At 70.7% G+C, this 18,494-nt stretch carries 12 protein-coding genes; 6 read left to right on the top strand and 6 right to left on the bottom strand.

Annotation, left to right across the window (positions count from 1 at the left end; translation table 11 throughout):
• Nucleotides 1-1,075 precede the first annotated feature (1,075 nt).
• Entirely contained in the window at nucleotides 1,076-2,980 is a 1,905-nt protein-coding gene (locus tag OWR29_RS20825; RefSeq protein WP_267564663.1) for a penicillin-binding transpeptidase domain-containing protein, read from the bottom strand.
• A gap of 211 nt (nucleotides 2,981-3,191) precedes the next feature.
• Between OWR29_RS20825 and OWR29_RS20820 the strand changes: the two genes are divergently transcribed.
• Nucleotides 3,192-8,123: an NAD-glutamate dehydrogenase gene (locus tag OWR29_RS20820; RefSeq protein WP_267564662.1), complete on the top strand. Its 4,932-nt coding sequence runs from the start codon at nucleotides 3,192-3,194 to the stop codon at nucleotides 8,121-8,123.
• Here the strand turns inward: OWR29_RS20820 and OWR29_RS20815 are convergent.
• On the bottom strand, nucleotides 8,112-8,729 hold the full coding sequence (locus OWR29_RS20815; protein ID WP_267564661.1) for a TetR/AcrR family transcriptional regulator C-terminal domain-containing protein: 618 nt from the start codon (nucleotides 8,727-8,729) through the stop codon (nucleotides 8,112-8,114). The genes OWR29_RS20820 and OWR29_RS20815 overlap by 12 nt on opposite strands.
• A gap of 53 nt (nucleotides 8,730-8,782) precedes the next feature.
• Between OWR29_RS20815 and OWR29_RS20810 the strand changes: the two genes are divergently transcribed.
• A complete protein-coding gene (locus OWR29_RS20810) occupies nucleotides 8,783-9,556 on the top strand; it encodes an alpha/beta fold hydrolase (protein WP_267564658.1) in 774 nt (257 codons plus the stop codon).
• A 37-nt stretch (nucleotides 9,557-9,593) separates the two neighbouring features.
• Nucleotides 9,594-11,735 (top strand): heavy metal translocating P-type ATPase, encoded by a 2,142-nt coding sequence (locus OWR29_RS20805; protein WP_267564656.1) that lies wholly within the window; start codon nucleotides 9,594-9,596, stop codon nucleotides 11,733-11,735.
• Nucleotides 11,736-12,042: 307 nt separating this feature from the next.
• Here OWR29_RS20805 and OWR29_RS20800 read toward each other — a convergent pair whose 3' ends face one another.
• The 4 genes from OWR29_RS20800 to OWR29_RS20785 all read right to left on the bottom strand — a co-directional run bounded on the left by OWR29_RS20800 (nucleotide 12,043) and on the right by OWR29_RS20785 (nucleotide 15,340).
• The gene (locus OWR29_RS20800; protein ID WP_267564655.1) at nucleotides 12,043-12,750 is read right to left on the bottom strand and encodes a TetR/AcrR family transcriptional regulator; all 708 of its coding nucleotides are present in this window, start codon (nucleotides 12,748-12,750) and stop codon (nucleotides 12,043-12,045) included.
• On the bottom strand, nucleotides 12,731-13,207 hold the full coding sequence (locus tag OWR29_RS20795; protein WP_267564653.1) for a thiol-disulfide oxidoreductase DCC family protein: 477 nt from the start codon (nucleotides 13,205-13,207) through the stop codon (nucleotides 12,731-12,733). The genes OWR29_RS20800 and OWR29_RS20795 overlap by 20 nt, the downstream gene beginning before the upstream one ends.
• The gene (locus OWR29_RS20790; RefSeq protein ID WP_267564651.1) at nucleotides 13,204-13,626 is read right to left on the bottom strand and encodes a hypothetical protein; all 423 of its coding nucleotides are present in this window, start codon (nucleotides 13,624-13,626) and stop codon (nucleotides 13,204-13,206) included. The genes OWR29_RS20795 and OWR29_RS20790 overlap by 4 nt, the downstream gene beginning before the upstream one ends.
• Nucleotides 13,627-13,903: 277 nt before the next feature.
• Nucleotides 13,904-15,340 (bottom strand): glycoside hydrolase family 3 protein, encoded by a 1,437-nt coding sequence (locus OWR29_RS20785; protein ID WP_267564649.1) that lies wholly within the window; start codon nucleotides 15,338-15,340, stop codon nucleotides 13,904-13,906.
• A 130-nt stretch (nucleotides 15,341-15,470) separates the two neighbouring features.
• On the opposite strand from OWR29_RS20785, the gene OWR29_RS20780 reads away from it, so the two are divergent.
• The 3 genes from OWR29_RS20780 (at nucleotide 15,471) to OWR29_RS20770 (ending at nucleotide 18,494) form a co-directional block, all read left to right on the top strand.
• Nucleotides 15,471-16,661: an ROK family transcriptional regulator gene (locus tag OWR29_RS20780; protein WP_267564647.1), complete on the top strand. Its 1,191-nt coding sequence runs from the start codon at nucleotides 15,471-15,473 to the stop codon at nucleotides 16,659-16,661.
• Between the two features lie 137 nt (nucleotides 16,662-16,798).
• Nucleotides 16,799-17,596: an ABC transporter ATP-binding protein gene (locus tag OWR29_RS20775; protein WP_267564645.1), complete on the top strand. Its 798-nt coding sequence runs from the start codon at nucleotides 16,799-16,801 to the stop codon at nucleotides 17,594-17,596.
• A 4-nt stretch (nucleotides 17,597-17,600) separates the two neighbouring features.
• Nucleotides 17,601-18,494 (top strand): ribokinase, encoded by an 894-nt coding sequence (locus OWR29_RS20770; protein ID WP_267564644.1) that lies wholly within the window; start codon nucleotides 17,601-17,603, stop codon nucleotides 18,492-18,494.

Genomic DNA, 18,494 nt, shown 5'->3' with positions numbered 1-18,494 from the left:
AACCGGCCCGAGCCGGCCGCGCGCCTGAACCGCCACCTTTCCGCCGTCTCCGATGACTCCAGCAGCGGCAGCGGCGCCCAAGAGGCCAGCGGCCGCGAGGCCCACCAACGCGAATGGGAACGCCGCCGCGCCGCCGGAGCGGCCGGAAGCGTGTCCCTGGCCGCCGCCGGCATGTCCGAGGGCCTTCCCGAGGCCCCCGAAGAGGTCGCCATCCCAGCCACCACCCTGCTGGGCGTCGAGGAGGCCGACGAACTCCCCGCCGAACACCCCGGCCGCCCGGAAGCCGAGTTCCCCCAGCCCGACGCCACGCCTTCCGACGCCGACCCAGATCCGGACGCCGATCCGCAATCCGAGGCGGACGTTGCCGGCTCCGACGCGGATTCGGAGCTCGATGCCGACCTGATTTCCGACGCACACGCCGCGCATTCCGGTGTGATGGAAGCCGGCGATCTGTCCAGTCAGGAGTCGATGGACGACCCGACAGCGATCGCCGACTCGACAAGCCAGCGGTCCGACGACCAGCTGGAAACCGCGAACGAGCCCACTGGCGAAGCCGAAGCCACCCGGATGATTCCGCGGCCGCTCGGTCAGGCTCCGCTGCTCGATTCGGAGCCGCTACCCGCGACCCGCCCCGGCATGCTGCGCCCCCGAGTCACCGACGAGCGCGAAAGCTTCTCCCTCCCGGTACAGCGCCCCGCGTTCGAACTCGGCTCCGACGAGCCGGCCGACATCGCCTGACCGAACCCGCGTTCCTGATCAAGATTTCGCCTCACCGCGCCATCCCGAGCCCCCGCCCGCCTCGGGGCGTGGGGCAGGACGTTACGTGATCCACCTGGGTGTGGGCCCGGTCGTCCACAGGGCTGTGAGCAACGACGGACATCAGGCCCGGCGTCTGGTAAGGCTCTCAGCTCTCGAGGGTCCCGGGCAGCGAACGCTCTGCGTCGAGCAGGCGACGGCCTGATCTCCAACCGGCAACGATCGCTGCGCTGCTGCGCGTCCTCTTCCCGGCTGCAGCCTTGAAATCAGGGCGTCGCGGAAACTCGGCGAACGCCGCCGAAGCGGCGCGTAAATCAGGTCAGTTCTTGGCCAGGTTTTGCAGGAAACGTTCCACCACCGGCACCGCAGCCTCGGAACCCGCGCCGCCCTTCTGGACCATCACGGCGAAGGCCACGTCGCCCTGGTAGCCGATGAACCAGGAGTGGGTGTCCTCGGTGGCCTCGCTGAACTCGGCCGTTCCGGTCTTTCCGTGTACGGGGCCGCCGGGGGCGTCCTTCAAGGCTGTTGCCGTTCCGGCCGTGACCACCTCGCGCATCATCTTGCGCAGGGCGGTCACCGCGGCGGCGTCCAGCTTGGCGCCGTCGGCGGCGGGGGCGGCGGGGGCCGGGTCGAGCACCAGGCGGGGCTGCTTGAACTGGCCGCGGGCGATGGCCGACGTTGCGCTGGCCATGGTCAGGGGGCTTACGGCGGTGGCGCCCTGGCCGAAGGTGGCCGCGGCCAGTTCGGTGGGGCTGTCGGCGGGGGAGAGTTTGCCGCTGAAGGCCTCGACTCCGAGGTCCCACTTCCCGCCGATGCCCAGCGCCTCGGCGGCCGAGCGCAGGCCGTCGGCGCCTAGTTTGGGGGCCAGGCCGACGAACGCGGTGTTGCACGACTTGGCGAAGTCGACGTGGAAGGGCACCGGGCCGAAGGCCTCGTCGTGGGAGTTCTTGAACTGGCGGCCGCCCACCGCGGCGGTCTTGGGGCAGTTGACCGTGGTGTCGGCCGTCGCCACCTTTTTCTGCAGAATTCCGTACGCGGAAATGGCCTTGAAGGTCGAGCCGGGCGCCACCTGGCCGGTGAGGGCCGTGTTGACCGTGCCGCCCTCGGGGCCGTTGGCCACCGCGAGCACCGAGCCGTCGCTGACCTTCAGGGCGACCAGCGAGCTGGGCTGCTTCTGAATTGTGAGTGCCTGGTCGGCCGCGAGCTGCGTCTTCACGTCCAGGGTGGTCTTGAGCGGCTTGCCGGCTACCGGATCCGACTTGAAGAGGGTGGTTTCGCCCTTCAGCACCGAGACGCCGGCCGTGCCGCGCAGGGCGGCGTCGTACTTCTGCTGCAGGCCGCCGTGCCCGACCGTGTCGCCTTGAACCAGCGTCTGCGGGTTTTTCTCGAGGTCTTCGGCCGTGGCCTCGTCGACCGTGCCGAGCAGGGCTCGGGCGAACACCCGGCTGGGCGCGAGGGGGCGCTCGCTGGTGATGAAGGCCGTGCCGTCGAGCGCCTCTAGGCCGGCGCGGATCTTGTTGTAGTCGGGCTCGCGCAGGGTGATCAACTCGAGGAAGGCTTTCGGGTCGGCGTTCTTGACCCGTTCGGCCAGGTTGGACGTGTCGACCGTGACGCCGATCTTCTTGAACTGGGCGGCCAGGCCGGTGCGCAGCTTGGCGAGGTCGGTGACCTTCTGCGGCTCGACGCCGATCGAGATGACCGTGCGCGGCGTGACGATCGGTTTCCCCGCGGCGTCGAGGATGCTGGCCCGCTCGGCCGGCAGCCGCTTGAGGCCCAGCTTGTCGCCGCTTTCGAGGTCGGCCTGCAGGATCGCCGGCTCCCAGACCACGCGCCAGCCGTCGGTGTTCCGCTTGGTCAGGCGGACCGTGCTCGGGTACGACCATTTGACGTCGCCCGGCAGGGTCCAGTCGAGCTTGATCGCGCTGGTCGCGTCGTCGCCGGTGGTCTTGGGCTCGCCCTCGGCGGTGACGGTGAGCGGCTGTTTGGCCAGGTCACCCGAGTAGGTCCTGATCTGTTCCAGCACCTGCGGCGCGGCGATCTTGCCGCCGTCGGCGCCGACGAAGCCGACCTTGCTGAGGTCGCCGCTCTTCCAGCCGGCCAGGAAGTCGTCGAGTGTGCCGTCGGGGCCGTCGCCCGAGCACCCCGCGAGTACGCCGGTCAGCAACGCCAGGGTGGCGGTGGCCGCGAGGGCGCGGCGGACGGACCGGTACGGACCGCGGTGCATGGGAACCCCTTTCGCCGGGTATCGGGCGGATCGTAGGTGACGGTAGTGAACGAATGCACGTTCCGCTGACCCGTGGCCAGCGGGTCAGGTCGGATCTCCCGCCCATCGGACGCGTTCGGACCTCGCCTCTCCTAGGCCCCGGCACGGGGTTCTAGGCTGTCCTCGACACGTTCGTACCCACAATGTCGTGGGTGAGGGGAGCGCCAGAGCCATGGCTGTCGCCGACGAGGCAGCGACCGAATCCGATGCCGAGCACGACCTCATCGCCGGACCAGGGCTGGCCCTGACCGGCCGCCTGGGCGCCAGCGCCGAGGAGGGCGAGCTCGACGAGACGCTTCCGAACGGGGAGCGGCTGATCGCCCAGGCGGTGGAGGTGGCGGGCGACGACCACGCCACGGCCCTGCTGGTCGGGCGGTTCTGGCGGTTCGCGCCGGACGAGGAACTGGTGGGGCTGACCCCACAAGAGATGTACGACGCCGCGATCAGCCACCGTGAGCTGGCCGCGACGCGTCTGCCGGGCGAGCTGAAGCTGGCCATCACGGCGCCGACCGGCTCGCAGTGCCACAGCATCCTGCAGATCGTCACCGACGACATGCCGTTCCTGGTCGACTCCGTGATCGCCCTGCTCTCGGCCCACCAGCAGCAGGTTCACCTGCTGGTGCACCCCTTGATCGTCGTCCGCCGGGAGCCGCTGGGCGCCCTGGGCGAGCTCGCCGCCGATGTCGAGCCCGACGACGCGATCGACGGCGACCTGGTCGAGAGCTGGATCCGGATCGAGATCGACCCGATCCGCAACGGCGAGGCCCGTGAGCAGCTGCTCAACGAGGTGCGCCGGGTGCTGACCGACGTGCGCGACGCCGTCGAGGACTGGCCGCGCATGCGTCAGCGGGCCCTCGTGATCGCCGACGAGCTGGCCGCCCACCGCGGTTCCGAGCGGCGGCTGCCGGTGCCCGACAAGGACGTCACCGACTCGATCGAGCTGCTCAAGTGGCTGGCCCACGACCACTTCACGTTCCTCGGCTACCGTGAGTACCGCCTCGAAGGCGATGTCCTCACGGGCGTACCGGGAACCGGTTTGGGCATTTTGCGGGGTGACAGCAAGCCGCGCAAGCTCTCCACGATGACCGACGAGGCCTTCCAGCGCGCGCTCGAGAAGCGGCTGCTGGTGATCACCAAGGCCAACTCGCGAGCCACCGTGCACCGGTCGGCCTATCTGGACTACATCGGCGTCAAGGTCTTCGACGAGGCGGGCGAGGTGATCGGCGAGCGCCGATTCCTGGGCCTGTTCAGCTCGTCGGCCTATCGCACCAGCGTGCGCGAGCTACCGGTGGTGCGGCGCAAGGTGCGCGAGGTGCTCGACCGCTCCGGCCTCTCGCCGCGCGGGCACTCCGGCAAAGACCTGTTGCAGATTCTCGAGACGTATCCGCGCGACGAGCTTTTCCAGATCAAGACCGATGACCTGTACGAGGCGGTGATCGGCGTCCTGCGGATGGCCGGGCGCCGCCAGCTGCGGCTGTTCCTGCGCCGCGACGGCTACGGCCGGTTCATCTCGTGCCTGATCTATCTGCCTCGCGACCGGTTCACCACCGGCAACCGGCTGCGCATGCAAGAGATCCTGCTGCGTGAGCTCAACGGTGTCGGCGTCGACTACACGACCCGGGTCACCGAGCGCATGCTGGCGCGGGTCCACTTCATCGTGCGCACGGACCCGGCCGACCCGCCCGGGCAGGTCGACCCGAACGCGCTGGCCGAGATGCTGGCCGACGCCACCCGCATGTGGGACGACGACTTCTCGCTGGTGCTCGAGCGCAAGCTGGGCGAGGAGGCGGCGCGTGACCTGTTCGCGCGCTACGCCACGGCGTACCCGGAAAGCTACAAGGACGGTCACACGCCGTACGAGGGAATGCAGGACCTGGCCAAGCTCGAGCTCCTCGAAGAGGAGGGCCAGCTCGAGATGCACCTGTTCCGCAAGCGCCACGCCAATCTGGACGGGGCGCTGGAGGCCGACGACGACGACATCCGGTTCAAGGTCTTCCGCTACGGCGAGCCGATGATGCTCTCGGCGGTGCTGCCGGTGCTGCACTCGCTGGGCGTGCAGGTGGTCGACGAGCGGCCGTACGAGATCCGCCGCAGCGACAGTCAGATCTTCTTGTACGACTTCGGGCTGCGGCCGCCGGAATCGCACCGTGAACTGGCCGAGGTGCGCCCGCAGGTCGAGAACGCGTTCGCCGCCGCCTGGCGGGGCGAGGCCGAGGTGGACGGGTTCAACGAGCTGGTGCTGCGGGCCGGGCTCACCTGGCGACAGGTGGTGGTCCTCCGGGCGTACGCGAAATATCAGCGCCAGACCGGGTCGGTGTTCTCGCAGCGATACCTCGAATCGACGTTCATCGCCTACCCGGAGATCGCCCGCCTGCTGGTGAAGCTGTTCGAGACGCGGTTCTCGCCCCGCCTCGAGGCCGGCGAGACCGAGCGCGGCCGGCTGGCCACCGAACTGGTCGAGCGGGTCACCGAACTGCTCGACGACGTGGAAAGCCTCGATCAGGACAGGATCCTGCGCTCGTACCTGACCCTGATCCAGGCCACTCTGCGCACCAGCTTCTTCCAGCGCGGGGCGGACGGGCGGCCCAAGTCGTACGTGGCCTTCAAGCTCGACCCGCAGGCCATCCCCGACCTGCCGCAGCCCCGGCCCAAGTACGAGATCTTCGTCTACTCACCGCGCTTCGAGGGCGTGCACCTGCGCTTCGGCGCGGTGGCCCGCGGCGGTCTGCGCTGGTCCGACCGGCGTGAGGACTTCCGCACCGAGATCCTGGGTCTGGTCAAGGCGCAAGAGGTCAAGAACGCGGTGATCGTGCCGGTCGGGGCCAAGGGCGGCTTCGTGCTCAAGCAGAAGCCGGGCGACCGGGACGAGGCGGTGGAGTGCTACAAGCGCTTCATCACGGCGCTGCTCGACGTCACCGACAACATCCTCAGCGGCAAGATCGTGCCGCCGCGCGACGTGGTGCGCCACGACAGCGACGACCCGTACCTGGTGGTCGCGGCGGACAAGGGCACGGCCACGTTCAGCGACATCGCCAACGAGATCTCGTTGGCCAAGGAGTTCTGGCTGGGCGACGCGTTCGCCAGCGGCGGCTCGGCCGGCTACGACCACAAGAAGATGGGCATCACGGCCCGCGGCGCGTGGGAGTCGGTCAAGAAGCACTTCCGCGACCTGGGCGTCGACACGCAGACGCAGGACTTCACCGTGGTCGGCGTGGGCGACATGTCGGGCGACGTGTTCGGCAACGGCATGCTGCTCTCCGAACACATCCGGCTGGTCGGCGCGTTCGACCACCGGCACATCTTCCTGGATCCCAACCCTTCCGCGGCGGATTCGTACGCCGAGCGGAAACGGTTGTTCGAGCTGCCGCGTTCCTCGTGGGCCGATTACGACAAGTCGCTGATCTCGGCCGGGGGTGGGGTCTATCCGCGTACGGCGAAATCGATCCCGGTCTCGCCGGAGGTGCGCGCCGCCCTCGATCTGGGCGACGCGGCGTCGGTGAGCCCGGTCGAGCTGATGCGGGCCATCCTGCGGGCGCCGGTCGACCTGCTGTTCAACGGCGGCATCGGCACCTACGTCAAGGCGTCGACCGAGACCCACGCCGAGGTGGGCGACAAGGCGAGCGACGCGGTCCGCCTGAACGGCCGCGATCTGCGCGTACGGGTGGTCGGCGAGGGTGGCAACCTGGGCCTCACCCAGCGCGGGCGCATCGAGTTCGCCCGGGCCGGCGGGCGCGTGTTCACCGACTTCATCGACAACTCGGCCGGCGTCGACTGCTCCGACCACGAGGTCAACATCAAGATCCTGCTCGGCGGGGCGGTGGCCGACGGCGAGATGACGCTGCCCGAGCGCGACGAGTTGCTGGCCACCATGACCGACGAGGTGGCGGCGCTGGTCCTGCGGGACAACTACGAGCAGGCCACGGCGCTGGGCAACGCCCGGGCGCAGGCCAACTCGCTGCTGCCGGTGCACCGGCGGATGCTCGACGAGCTGGAGGCCAGCGGGCAGCTCAACCGGGAACTCGAGGCGCTGCCGACCGACGCCGAGCTGGCCGCGCGTTACGAGGCGGGCGACGGGCTGACCGCGCCCGAGTTCGCGGTGCTGCTCGCGTACGTCAAGATCAGCCTCGAACGCGAGGTGCTGGCCGACGAGATCGTGGACGAGGCGTGGACCAACGAGGTCCTGTCGCGTTACTTCCCGACGCCGCTGCGCGAACGCTGCGCGGGGCGCATGACCGGCCACCGGCTGCGCCGCGAGATCATCACGACGGCCCTGGTCAACGAGGTGGTCAACCGGGGCGGCACGTCGTTCGTCTTCCGCGCCATGGAAGAGAGCGGCGCGTCGGCGGCCGATGTGATCCGGGCCTTCACGGTGATTCGCGAGGCGTACGGGCTGGCCGACATCTGGGCGGCGGCCGAAGCGCTCGACAACCAGGTGCCGACCGAGGCCCAGACGCTGGTCTTCCTGGAATCGCGGCGGCTGCTCGACCGGGCCGTGCGCTGGCTGGTCAGCACCCGGCGCTCGCCGATCGACGTGGCGGCCGAGGTGGGCAAGCTGCGCGAGGGTGTGCAGTCCCTGCTGCCGCAGTTGCCGTCGGTGCTGCTCGGCATCGAGCGCCGGTCGATGGACGAGCACATCGCCACGCTGGTCGACAAGGGCGTGCCGATGGAGCTGGCCGAGCGGGTGACGTGGTGCAACTACGGCTTCGGCCTGCTCGACATCCTCGAGACGGGGGTGCTGACCGACAAGGCGCCGCTCGAGGTGGCCAACGTCTACTTCGCCCTGTCCGAGCGTTTCCACATCGACCAGCTGCTGTCGCACATCTCGCGCCTGCCGCGCGGCGACCGCTGGCAGACGTTGGCCCGCATGGCGTTGCGGTACGACCTGTACGCCGCCCTGGCCGCCCTGACGGCCGAGGTGCTGCAGTCGACCCCGTCCGACGCCTCGGCCGACGAGCGGGTCTCGGAGTGGGAACGCGTCAACGCCGCCTCGATCGCCCGGGCCGCCAACGCCATGGGCGACGTGGCCGACACCCCGGCCGAGCTGGCGGCATTGTCGGTGCTGCTGCGCCAGATCCGTACGTTGGTGAAGACCTCAGCCGCCTGAGGGATCGCCGGCGCCGAGCACAGCCTCGGTGCCGGCGATCAACACATGAATGCCGTAGGCGAAGGCCGCGTCCAAATCACGGCCGTCTTGGACGGCCGCGAGCAGCGTCGGCAGCCGGGACAGCGCCGTCAGCTCCGCCTCGCTCGGTGGCCCGGTGACCGCCTGCTCCTGCAGGACGAAGCCGTTCGTGTAGTCGCTGACGGTCATGATCGTGCTGAGCGCCTGGGCCGGCGTGAACCCCAGCGTGACCATGGCCGCCAGTTCTTCCTCGAACCCGTGCAGCGCGTCGGGCGCCCGTCGTGCCGAGGTGATCAGCCGGGCGCCGTCGCGGTGCGAGAGCAGCGCCTGCCGATAGGCGTTCGCGCGGCGCCGCAACCACTCTTGCCAGCGCTCGCCCTCGCGCGGCGGGCCCATGCCGGCCGACTGGATGACCGCGCCGGCCATGCCCTCGAGCAGTTCCTGCTTGGTCTTGACGTGCCAGTACAGCGCAGGGGACTGGACGCCCAGCTGGGCCGCGAGCTTCCGTACGGACAGCGCGTCCAGCCCGACCTCGTCGAGCAGCCGCAGACCGGTCTCGATCAGCACCTCACGCGACAAGCCCTTCACGGGCCCAGCTTAGCAGTGCTAAATTCTCCTTATCACTGCTAAGGAGGCGCAGCGTGTACAACGTGGTGATCGAGGGCGAGGGCCGGCCGATCCTGATCGTGCACGGCGGCATGGGCAACCTCGACAGCTGGCAGCGCGTGGCATCGCGGCTGGTCGGCCGGTTCCGGGTCGCGCGGATGACCCGGCGGCAGTATCGGCTGGACGAGCCGGGTGGGGTCGCCATGGAGCAAGAGGTGGCCGCGGTGCGCGAGGTGGCGGCCGCGCTCGACCACCCGGTGCTGGTGGGTCATTCGTCGGGCGCAGTGCTGGCGCTGGAGGCGCTGGTGGCCGATCCGGGGCTGTACTCGGCCGTGGTCCTCTATGAGCCGCCGCTGGTGGTCGACGCGCCGCTGGGCGCGGAAGCCAATGTGCGAGCCCGGGCAGCCTTGGATGCGGGCAAGCCCGGCACGGCGTTCGCCATCTTCCTGCGCGAGGTGGCCGGGATGAGGTCGCCGATGGTCGCGCTGGCCACGTTCGCCATGAACCGGCAGGGCGGCAAGATCAAGCCACTGGTGGAGCGGCAGCTCGACGACAACGACGCCATCAACGCCCTCGGCCGCCGCCTGGAGGCGTACGCGAAAATAGCCGTTCCGGTCCTGCTGCTGCAGGGTTCACGCAGCCCGCGGCACCTGCATGACCGGCTCGACGCCTTGGCCGCCGTCCTGCCGCAGGCAAGCCGCACAGTGCTGGCCGGCCAGGGCCACATCGCCGAACGAACCGCCCCCACCCGACTCGCCGAGGCGATCGCCACGTTTGTCGAGGCTCACCCCGCGCCGAGCCGACGCTGAGCCCTGCGGGTACCCCCAAGGGGTATAGGGTAGGTGCATGGAGCGGGTTATCGAGCTGGAGATCGGTGGGATGACGTGCGCCGCGTGCGCCAATCGCATCGAGAAGAAGCTGAATCGGATGGACGGGGTCGTCGCGACGGTGAACTACGCGACGGAGAAGGCCCGCGCCACCGTGCCCGCCACGATCCAAGCGGCCGACCTGATCGCCGTTGTGGAGAGGACCGGCTACACCGCGGCGGAGCCGACTCCTATGGATGAGCCGAGCGTCGAAGCCCGGAGGGACGCCCTGCGGGACCGGCTGCTGATCTCGGCCGTGCTCAGCGTTCCGGTCATCGTGCTGGCCATGGTGCCGGCCTGGCAGTTCGACTACTGGCAGTGGTTGTCGTTGACGTTGGCGGCGCCCGTGGTCGTGTACGGCGGGTGGCCGTTTCACCGGTCGGCGTTCGTGAACCTGCGGCACGGCGCGGCCACCATGGACACGCTGGTGTCGATGGGGACGCTGGCGGCGTTCGGGTGGTCGATCTGGGCGCTCTTCTGGGGCGACGCCGGCATGCCGGGCATGACGCACCCGTTCTCGCTCACGGCCCGCGAAGGGGACGCCATCTATCTCGAGGCGGCCGCCGGGGTCACCACGTTTCTGCTGGCCGGCCGCTATCTGGAGGCGCGGGCCAAGCGGCACGCCGGGGATGCCTTGCGGGCGCTGCTCGATCTGGGGGCCAAGCACGTCACGGTGGTCGAGGGCGGCTCCGAGCGGGTCGTTCCGGCCGGCGATCTCACTGTGGGTGCGCTTTTTCTCGTACGTCCGGGGGAGAAGGTCGCCACTGACGGTGTCGTCGTGGAAGGGGCGTCAGCCCTGGACGTCAGCCTCCTGACCGGCGAATCGGTGCCGGTGGAGGTGCGTCCGGGCGACCCGGTGACCGGCGCGACGATCAACGCCGGCGGACGGCTGGTCGTGCGGGCCACCCGGGTCGGCGCCGACACGCAGCTGGCGCAGATGGCCCGGCTGGTCGAGGAGGCGCAGAACGGCAAGGCGGCCGTGCAGCGGCTGGCCGACCGGATCTCCGGCGTCTTCGTGCCGGTGGTGATCGCGCTGGCGGTCGGGACGCTGGGCTTCTGGCTCGGAACCGGCGAGGGCGCGACGTCGGCCTTCACCGCCGCCGTGGCCGTGCTGATCATTGCCTGCCCCTGCGCTCTGGGGCTGGCCACGCCGACCGCCCTGCTGGTCGGGACCGGCCGGGGAGCGCAGATGGGCATCCTGATCCGCGGGGTCGAGGCGCTGGAGTCCACGCGCAAGATCGACACGATCGTGCTGGACAAGACGGGCACGGTGACCACCGGCCAGATGTCGGTGTCGTCGGTCGTACCGGCCGACCCGGCAGTCACGGACGCGGAACTGTTGCGACTGGCTGGCGCGGTCGAGGCCGCCTCGGAGCACCCGATCGGCCGGGCCATCGCCGAGAAAGCCGGAGCCGGACTGCCGACAGTGTCAGACTTCCGGGCCACGGCCGGGGTTGGAGTGCAGGGGATCGTCGAGGGCCGCCGCATCGAAGTGACCACGGGTGCGCCGGACGACGCCGATGACGCGGCGACCTGGGTTTCGGTGAGCGCGGACGGGCAGACGCTCGGGTGGGTCGCGCTGTCCGACACCGTACGGCCGACGAGCGCGGCCGCCGTGGCCGGACTCCGCCGGCTCGGGCTCACCCCGATGCTGGTCACGGGCGACTCGGCGGCGGTGGCGGCCCACGTCGCGGCCGATGTCGGGATCACCGAGGTCGAGGCAGGCGTGCTGCCCGCGGGCAAGGTCGACGTGGTCAAGCAGTTGCAGGCGCGGGGGCGGTCGGTGGCCATGGTCGGCGACGGCGTGAACGACGCGGCCGCGCTCGCCCAGGCCGACCTCGGGCTGGCCATGGGCGCGGGCACCGACGTCGCCATCCAGGCCTCGGACCTGACGCTCGTACGGGGTGATCTGACCGCCGCGGTCGACGCCGTCCGGCTGTCGCGCCGCACGCTCGGGATCATCCGGGGCAACCTGTTCTGGGCCTTCGCGTACAACGTGGCGGGTCTGCCTTTGGCCGCGGCCGGCCTGCTCAACCCGATGATCGCGGGCGCCGCCATGGCCTTCAGCTCGGTCTTCGTGGTGCTGAACAGCCTGCGGCTGCGCGGCTTCAAGGCGGCCTGAGGCGGAAACGCAGTGTGAGCCGGTCGCGGCGGATTGCTCCCGAAATCCCAGTGCCGCGCCCGGCTCACTGTCTGCGTCGCGAGGGCTCGAACTGGTCCCGAAGGCCGAGTCATTCGCGACGTCCCCAGACCCACCTGCGGACATAACGCTACGTGCCGGCGACCGGACCCGGGAAGATTCCGGTGAGCGAAATAGCCGTTCGGACAGCACCGATCAGGCAACAGATCCGGCTTTCTCCGGACACCGAGGCATAAAGTCCGAAGCGCCGCTACTCACCGTGAAGGTGGTTGTGCGCTACCGACCGTGATCAATCGTCCTTGCGGACCGTCTCGATCAAGGCGAGCACCTGGCGCAACGCCGGTCGGAGCACGCGCAGCCGCGACAGCGACACCAGCCGGTCGATCAGCGGCACGGCCCCGTCGATCAGCCGCCGCGTGCGCCGTTGATCAGGCGACTTGTCGTACACCCAGAAGAGGATGACCCCCATCCACCCCAGCCACAGCAGCTCGGGCAGTTCCTTGCGCAGCTCGGGGTCGAGCTTGGCGTTCGACCCGTCCACCACGTCGCGGAAGATCGCGATGGCCGCCTCCCGGGCCGGCGACGACTCCCGCGAGAACGGGCTGAGCGGCGACGACGGCTCGGCCGCGGACTTGAAGAAGGTCGCCGCGAACGAGTGGTAGGGCGCGTTGACGTCGATGCCCGCGTGCAGCACCCCGCGCAGCCGCGGCGCGAGCTCTTTCTCGTCGGCCAGGATCTGCTCGGCGGCGACGCGATGGGCCACCTGATTCCGATCGTAGAACCCCTGGATCAGGTGTTCCTTCGAGTCGAAGTAGTAGTACGCGTTCCCGACCGCGACCCCCGCCTCTTTCGCGATGGCCCGCATGGTCGTCTCGGCGTACCCCCGCTCGCGGAACAACCGGAGTGCCGTCTCCAGAATCAGTTGCCGCGTCTGCTCGCCACGCGCCCGGCGCGGCTTCTCCGCGGGCGGGCCGGGTTCAGCGGCAGCGGTCGTCACACCCGTCACCGTAGTACCCCGCCTCAGCCGCTTCGGCGTCAAACCCTTCCCGCGTACGCTCCCGGACCGCCGAAGCTGCCGCGATGAACCGCCGAGCCGTCGGCAGCAGCGCCGGAGAACTGATCCGCTCGGCCATCGCGCGATAGTCCGCGAGCGCCCACAGGCAAGCCACCCAGGCGCCGTCCCCGACATAGACCGAGCCTTCATCCCCGATCACGGTCACGTCCCGCAGCGTCGCCTCGTGGTCGAGCCCCGGAAACCGCCGGCGCGCCTCGTCCGACCCGGCGGGCACGAATTCCAGCGGTACGAGTTGGGCCCGCCCGGAGAGCCATCGGCGAGCAGCCCGGCAGATCGGGCACCCCGCGTCGTACAGCACGGCGAAGTGCCCGATCGGTGTGATCTCGGGCGAGAGGCCCCGGCCGCCCCCTCGTACGGCCGGGACCTGGCTCTCGGTCATGCCCGGGCCGGAGGCGGGTTCTGCGGGTGGAACGGCAGCCGACCGGCCGGAGGCAGCGGCGGCGCCGGCTGCTGCTGACGCAGGCGACCCCGCCGGTAGCGGCCCAGGAAGAAGACGTTCAGGAAGTGCAGGACGCCCAGCACGAGCAGCACGAGCCCGACCTTGCTGGACAGCGTCTCCAGCGCCTCGCTGGTGTCCGTGATCGTCTGGGTCGACCGCATGGTGACCGTCACGTAGCCCAGATTCAGCAGGTAGAAGCCCATCACCAGCAGCTGGTTGATCGCCCGGGCCAGCTTCTCGTCGGCGAAGACGTCGGCCAGGAACACGAGCCCGTTGCGCGACAGCGTGGTCGCCACCCACACGGTGAGCCCGACGCTGACAGCCAGATAGGCCAGGTACATCCACACCTTCGGGTCCATCGGACCACCTTTCTCGAACACGTTCAACTTTGCGCCCTCAGACTAAGCGCTCAACTTGAACATGTTCAAGAGATGTGACGAGCCAGCCATCGGTCAATGAATCAGAAAGAGCCGCTTCCCGCCACGCCGCCACCCGATCCAGCCCTGAGATTGAGGTGTGCCACCACCTCCCCCGCCCGCCCAAGGGACGTGGCGGGGACGGTACGCGAATGCCGGGCCGGCGCAGCCGAGTTGTCCACAGGAGCGCCGGCCGGTCCGGACTAGTTATGCACAGCCCTTACGCGTGGAGGAGGCCCAGCGCTTCGGCGGCGGCGCGGCCGTTGGCCAGGCTGGCGCCGTGGGTGGTGACGAACGCCCGCACCTGCGACGGCCGCCAGGTGGACGGCCAGCCCATCTCGACCACTCCGACCGCGTGGGTGGAGGCCAGCTGCTCGACCAGGGCGCGCGACTCCGGCTTGCGGTGGGTGTGCCGGCCGACGATGACGATCGGGCGGTTGCCGGCGCGGGCGGCCAAGTCCGTGGCGGAGGCGTCGGCCGCGACCACTTCGACCTGCTCGATGCCGTCCAGGTGCGGCGAAAGGCCCCACGGCACCCGGCCCTCGGCGATGGAGTAGCCGGACACGAGCTGTACCACCAGCGGCGTGCCGAAGCCGCTGAGCGACCCCTCGACCCGGACGGCTCGGCGGGCGGCGGCCAGGCCCAGGTCGTCGTCGTAGCTCAGCAGGGTGCGGTGCTTCGCCGTCCAGGTCGCCAGTTCGGTCGTACGGGAAACCGCTTCTTCGAGACGGGCGGCCGGAACACCGGCCGCGACCTCGGCCGCCACCGCCTCGACCAGGGCGGCGTCGACCTGGGCGCCGATGCACAGAAGGTCGGCGCCGGCGGTCAGGGCCCGGACGGCGGCCTGCGGGATGCCCCCGGCCGTGGCCGCGGCGCCCACCATCTCGAGCGCGTCGGTGACGATGGCGCCGCGGAAGCCCAGCTCGTCGCGCAGCAGGCCCTGCAGGGCGGCCCGGCTGAACGTGGCCGGGTCGTCGCCGGTCAGCGCGGGCACCCGGATGTGGGCCGACATCACCGCCTTGGCCGAAGCGGCCACCTCGGCGAACGGGGGCAGGTCGCGTTCGCGCAGCACCTCGAGCGGCACGTCGACCGTGGGCAGGGAGAGGTGCGAGTCGGTCACCGTGGCGCCGTGGCCGGGGAAGTGCTTGGCGCAGGCGGCGACCCCGGCCGACTGCAGGCCCTCGACGGCGGCACGGGCGTGCCGGGCCACCAGCCGCGGGTCGGCGCCGAACGAGCGCGTACCGATGATCGGGTTGTCGTCGGCCGTGTTGACGTCGACCGTGGGGGCCAGGTCGAGATTGATCCCGGCCGCGACGAGGTCGGCGCCGATCGCCGCGTACACCGCGCGGGTGAGGCTTTCGTCGTCCACCGCGCCGAGGGCGGCATTTCCCGGGTACGGGCTACCCGTCCGATGGGAAAGCCGGGTGACATCCCCGCCTTCCTCGTCGATGGCGATCAGCGCGTCGTCGCGGCCCTCGCGCAGCCGGGCGGTCAATCGGGACACCTGTGCCGGGTCGGTCACATTGGTGCCGAACAGCGTGTGACCGGCCAATCCGTCGGCCAGAAGGGTGACCGCCCACTCGGGGGCGGTGTCGCCGGGGAACGCGGCCAGCAGGGTGCCGAGCGCGAGGCGGCGGAGTCCGGGGTCGATCGCCATGGTGTCCTTCCGGTGACGTAAGTCTGGTCTGCACACCCCGCGAGCTGCCATGATCGCTCGGTGCCGGTCGCCCCGACGGGCGTCGTCCATCTAATAGGAAACAAACCTAAATTTACTAGGGGATCCTGCCATGGCCTCCACCCGCCTTCCGGGCACACCCCGGTTGCTGCGCGCGCTCAACGACCGGGCGGCGCTGGAACTGCTGCTCAACCGCGGTCCGCTGACCCGGGCCCAGCTCGGCGAGATGACCGGTCTGAGCAAGGTCACCGCGTCCCAGCTGGTGGAGCGGCTGGAGCAGCGGGGCCTGGTGCGCAGGGTGGGCGAGCAGGCGGGCGGTCGTGGTCCCAATGCCCAGTTGTACGCGGTCACGCCCGGCAGCGCCCACGTGATCGGTGTCGACGTCGGCCCCGATCGGGTGGTCGCGGCCTGTGCCGACATCACCGGCTCGATCATCGGGCGGGTCGAGCAGTCCACCAAGGACACCGACGACCCGGTCGGTGTGGTGCACAACGCCGTGGTCCAGGCGGCCACCGACGCCGGGACGGACATGAGCTCCGTACGACGGGTCGTGCTGGGCACCCCCGGCCTGGTCGACCCCGAGAGCGGCGAGATCGCGTTCGCCTGGGACCTGCCCCGCTGGCACCGCGGCCTGCTCGACGACCTGCGCCGCGACCTGCACACCCCGGTGGTCTTCGGAAACGACGTCAACATGGCCGCCGTGGCCGAGTCGAGCACGGGCGCCGCGGCCGGCGTCAAAGACTTCGTACTGATCTGGGCCGGCCGCGGTGTCGGTCTGGCCAGCGTCATCGACGGCCGGCTGCACCAGGGCCACTCGGGCGCGGCCGGTGAGATCGGCTACATGCCGGTCGCCGGGGCCGAGGTTCCGCAGCACCCGGGCCGCAAGTCCGGCAAGGGCGGGGTGCGGGGCGGCTTCCAGAGCATCGCGGGCGCCGACGCGGTCAAGGCGATCGGCAAGAAGTACGGCTTCCGCGGGGTCGAGGCGGCCGACGTCGTGCGCGACGCGGTCGAGGCCGGTCCGGCCGGGGAGCCGGTGCTCGACGAGCTGGCGAGCCGGCTGGCCCTGGGCGTGGCCGCGACCTGCGTGGTGCTCGACCCGCCGCTGGTCGTGCTGGCGGGCGAGGTGTCCCAGGCCGGCGGCCCGGCGCTGGCGGCCCGGGTCGAGAACGAGGTCGCCACGATCACGCTGGTCAATCCCAAGGTCGTGATCACCGGGGTCGAGGCCGAGCCGGTGCTGCACGGCGCGTTGCACACGGCCCTGGCCGCCGTACGCGATGAGGTGTTCGGCTCGACCACCGCCTGAGCCGGAGGCGGCGTCGGCGACCGCTGAACGAAGACCGCCGCCTGAGCCGGGGCGCTGCCGGCGACCCGCTGAACGAAGACCACCGCCTGAGAAGCCGCAGGCGTGCGTGGTTGGATGGACGCGTGCCGGAACCTGCCATGACACCGCCCGACGAAGACACCGTGATCGCCTTCGACAAGGTCAGCGTGATCCGCGGCGGAAGCCATCTGGTCCGCGGCCTGTCGTGGCAGGTCGAGCTGGACGAACGCTGGGTGGTGCTGGGTCCCAACGGCGCCGGCAAGACCACCCTGCTCAACCTGGCCTCGGGCCGGCTGCACCCGTCCCGCGGCACGGCCTGGGTGCTCGGCGAGCGCCTCGGCCGCACCGACATCAACGAGCTGCGCACCCGCATCGGGCTGGCCACCGGCCAGTTCGCCGAGCGGGTGCCGCCGGGCGAGCGGGTGCTCGACGTCGTGGTCACGGCGGCCTGGTCGGTGGTGGGGCGCTGGCGTGAGTCGTACGACCCGCAGGACGAGGCCCGGGCCCGGCAGCTGCTCGAGCAGCTCGGCATGGGCCCGCTGGCCGAGCGCGACTTCGGCACCCTGAGCGAGGGCGAGCGCAAGCGCACCCTGATCGCCCGGGCGCTGATGACCGACCCCGAGCTGATGCTGCTCGACGAGCCCGGCGCCGGCCTCGACCTGGGCGGCCGGGAAGACCTGATCGCCCGGCTGACCGAGCTGGCCCTCGACCCCGACTCGCCGGCCATGGTGCTGGTCACCCATCACGTCGAGGAGATCCCGCCCGGCTTCACCCACGGCCTGCTGCTGCGCGAGGGCACGATCGTCGCCTCCGGCCTGCTGGGTGAGGTGATGACGGCCGAGAATCTGAGCAAGACGTTCGGCCTGCCGCTGGTCGTCGACCGGTTCGGCGACCGCTACGCGGCCCGGGCGGCCTGAGCCCATGGCGCCGCGCATCGTGGTCGCCGGCAGCGCCAACATGGACCTGGTCGGCCTGGCCCCGCGTCTGCCCCGGCCGGGCGAGACGGTGCTGGGCGACGAGTTCGTGATGATGGCCGGTGGCAAGGGGGCCAACCAGGCCATCGCCGCGGCCCGGGCCGGTGGCCGGACGGTCTTTCTGGGCGCGATCGGCTCGGACGCGTTCGGCGTCAACCTGAATGCCCGGCTCAACGGCGCGGGCGTCGACATGCAGCACGTCCGCACCAGTTACGGCCCCTCCGGGGTGGCGGTCATCATGGTCGACCGCGACGGCGAGAACTCGATCCTGGTCGCGCCGGGCGCCAACAACACGTTCGTCGGCCTGACCGAGGCCGAGCAGGCCGCGATCGCCGCCGGTGACGTGCTGTTGTGCCAGCAAGAGATCCCGGTCGCGACGGTGGTGGCGGCGGCTCGGGCGGCCCGCGAGGGCGGCACCCGCATGATCCTCAACGCGGCCCCGGCCCGCGAGCTGCCGGAGGAGCTTCTGGCCGACATCGACCTGCTGGTCGTCAACGAGGTCGAGGCGCTGATGGTGGCCGGCGGCGACACGATCGACGTGCCGAAGCTGCTCTCGATGGTGCCGCGGGTGGTGCTCACGCTGGGCGGGGCCGGTTCCCGGTACGCCGATCGGGAGGGCCGGGACGAGACGGTGCCCGCGTTCCACGTGGAGGTCACCGACACCACCGCGGCCGGCGACGCCTTCACCGGGGCGCTCGCCGTGGCCTGGGGCGAGGGCCGCGACCTGGTCGAGGCGGTGCGCTGGGCCAACGCGGCTGGGGCGGCCTGCGTCCGCCGGGTGGGCGCCTCCAACGCGCTGCCCACCCGCGACGAGATCGACGAGGTCTACCGGGCCGGCTAG

Origin of the sequence: Paractinoplanes pyxinae (assembly GCF_026626335.1) — a bacterium.
GTDB lineage: Bacteria > Actinomycetota > Actinomycetes > Mycobacteriales > Micromonosporaceae > Actinoplanes > Actinoplanes pyxinae.
Note: the sequence above shows the minus strand (reverse complement) of the source record. Positions and strands in the feature narration are given on the sequence as shown.